1 protein-coding gene is annotated in these 2,638 nt (G+C 73.8%); it reads right to left on the reverse strand.

Going from position 1 to position 2,638, the window contains the following annotated elements; all coding sequences use genetic code 11:
• Positions 1–2,638 (reverse strand): non-ribosomal peptide synthetase (locus AB8Z36_RS37375; RefSeq protein ID WP_369217830.1); only part of this gene is annotated, 2,638 nt, incomplete at both ends.

Here is a 2,638-nt window from a genome sequence, read left to right on the forward strand (position 1 = left end):
CACATACACCCGCCCGTTMGCCAGCGGACGGCCGATRGGCGGGTGCTGTGCGTTGTCCGCGTCGATGCGGGCGGCGAGGGACCAGATGGTCGTCTCGGTGGGGCCGTAGACATTGGTGACCTCGGCGGCCAGTGCGCCCAGTTCACGGGCGAGCCTGCCCGGCAGGGCCTCGCCCCCGGCCAGGACCCGGAGCCCGCGGAGCGCCTCCGGGACGTTCTCGACGAGGGGGGCCCACAGTGAGGGCGTCGCCTGCATGGCCGTGACCGAGTGCTCTCGGATCAGGTCGGCCAGCGCGAACGGGTCACCGGTCGCCTCCTCGGCCGCGATCACCACGCACGCGCCGTCCCGCAGGGGCAGCAGCAGTTCGAGGTGCGCGATGTCGAAGGAGACCGTGGTCACCGCAAGCAGCCGGTCGGCCGCCCCCAGCGGCAGGTGGTCGCGCATGGCGTCCAGCAGGCCCGCGAGGTTCGCGTGGGTGACCGCGACCCCCTTCGGGCGGCCCGTCGAACCCGATGTGTAGATCACGTACGCCGTGTCGTCCGGCAGGACCGCGCCGCGCGACTCCGCCTCGACGAGGTCGTCCCCCGGCCGCTCGGCCAGGTCGGCGACGACGTGCGGATCGTCGAGCGCGATCCAGCCCGCTTCCCCGGTCTCGCCGCGCGTGGCGAGGTCGCAGAGCACCAGCGCGGGCGCGGCGTCCGCGAGGACCATGGCGATCCGCTCCCTCGGATGTCCGGGGTCGACCGGCAGGTAAGCGGCTCCGGCCTTGTGCACGGCGAGCAGGGCGACGAGCAGGTCGACGGAGCGTGCCATGGCCACGGCGACGAGGCGGCCGGGCCCGGCCCCCCGGGCGAGGAGTGCGCGCGCGAGGCGGTTGGCCCGCGTGTTGAGTCCGGCGTAGGTGAGCGCGGTGCCCCCGCACACCACCGCGGTGCGGTCGGGCGTCTTCGCGGCCTGCCGCTCGAAGCCCCGCGGCGCCAGGTCCACGGCCGTCGTCCGCGCCGTGCCGTTCCACTCGTGCAGGACCGCGTGCCGCTCGTCCTCGGGCAGGAGATCGATCCCGGCGACGGAACGTGCGGGCTCCTGGGCCGCCCGCGCGAGGAACCTCTCGAAGTGCCGGGCGAGGCGGGTGGCCGTACTCCGGTCGAACAGGTCCTCGGCGTAGACGAGCCGGCCTTCCAGCCGCCCCTCCACTTCACCGAGGTCGAAGAGCAGGTCGAAGGCGGTGGTCGGGTAGCTGCCGTCGGTCAGGGCCGTCACGGCGAGGCCCGGGAGCGCGGCTGCGGCCTCCGCGTTGTTCTGGAGGCTGAGCATCACCTGGAAGAGCGGGTGCCGTGCGGCGGACCGCGCCGGGCTGACCGCGTCGACGACGCGCTCGAAGGGCACGTCCTGATGCTCCATGGCGGACAGCACCGCGTCCCGTACCCGCCCCGTCAGCACGTCGAGACCGGGCGAGCCCGCCGTGTCGGTGCGGACGACCACCGTGTTGAGGAAGCAGCCGACGAGATCGTCCATGGCGGAGTCGGTACGGCCCGCCACCGGGCTGCCCACGGTGACGTCCGTCCCCGCGCCCCAGCGGGTCAGCAGGGCGGCGAGACCCGCGTGCAGCACCATGAACAGGCTCGCCCCCTCCTTGCGCGCCAGTTCGCTCAGCCGGCGGCGGGTCCGCGTGTCGAGGCGCACCCTGACGGCTCCGGCCCGGTGCGAGGCGACGGCGGGGCGGGGCCGGTCGGCGGGCAGCGACAGTTCCCCGGGGGCTCCGGCGAGCGTCTTCTTCCAGTGGGCGAGCTGGGCGGCGAAGACGCTGTCGGCCGCTTCGGGGTCGCCCAGGAGGTCGCGCTGCCAGAGGGCGAAGTCGGCGTACTGCACGGGCAGTGCGTCCCAGCGCGGCGCGTGTCCCGCGAGGCGGGCCTCGTACGCCGTGGACACATCCCGTACGAACGGCGCCGCCGACCAGCCGTCGAAGGCGATGTGATGCACCGTGACGACCAGCGCGTGGTCGTCCGGGCCCATGGAGAACAGCACCGCCCGCAGCGGCAGCTCGTGGTCGAGCGCGAAGGGAGTGCTGGACGCCCCGGCCACCGCCGCCGGGAGGTCATCGGGCGTGATCTGCCGCACGGCCAGGTCGAAGGGGAGACCGGCGGCGTCCAGGACCCGCTGCCGCGGTTGTCCGTCCGTCACGGGGAAGACCGTGCGGAGGCTCTCGTGGCGTACGACCACGTCCCGGAGCGCCGCCCGCAGCGCCGGTACGTCCGGCCTGCCGGAGAGACGCAGGGCGGTGGTGATCGCATGGCTGTCGTCGGCGGCGGCCAGTTCGCCCTGGAACCAGAACCTGAGCTGGGAGAAGGAGAGCGGCAGCAGGCCGGGGCGGCTACCTGCCGTCAGCGGGGGCCGGTCGGACTTCGTCCCCGTGAACCGGGCCGCGAGTTCCGCCGGGTTCGGTGCCTCGAAGACGGCCCGCATGTCGATCTCCGCGCCCAGCGCTGAGCGCAGGCGGCTGACCAGGCGGATCGCCAGGAGGGAGTTGCCGCCGAGGTCGAAGAAGCTGTCGTCGACGCCGACCTCCGGCAACCCGAGGATGTCGGCGAACAGCTCACACAGCAACTCCTCCGCGGCCGTACGAGGCTTACGCCCCGAC

Origin of the sequence: Streptomyces flavofungini, assembly GCF_041028215.1 — a bacterium.
Lineage (GTDB): Bacteria > Actinomycetota > Actinomycetes > Streptomycetales > Streptomycetaceae > Streptomyces > Streptomyces flavofungini_B.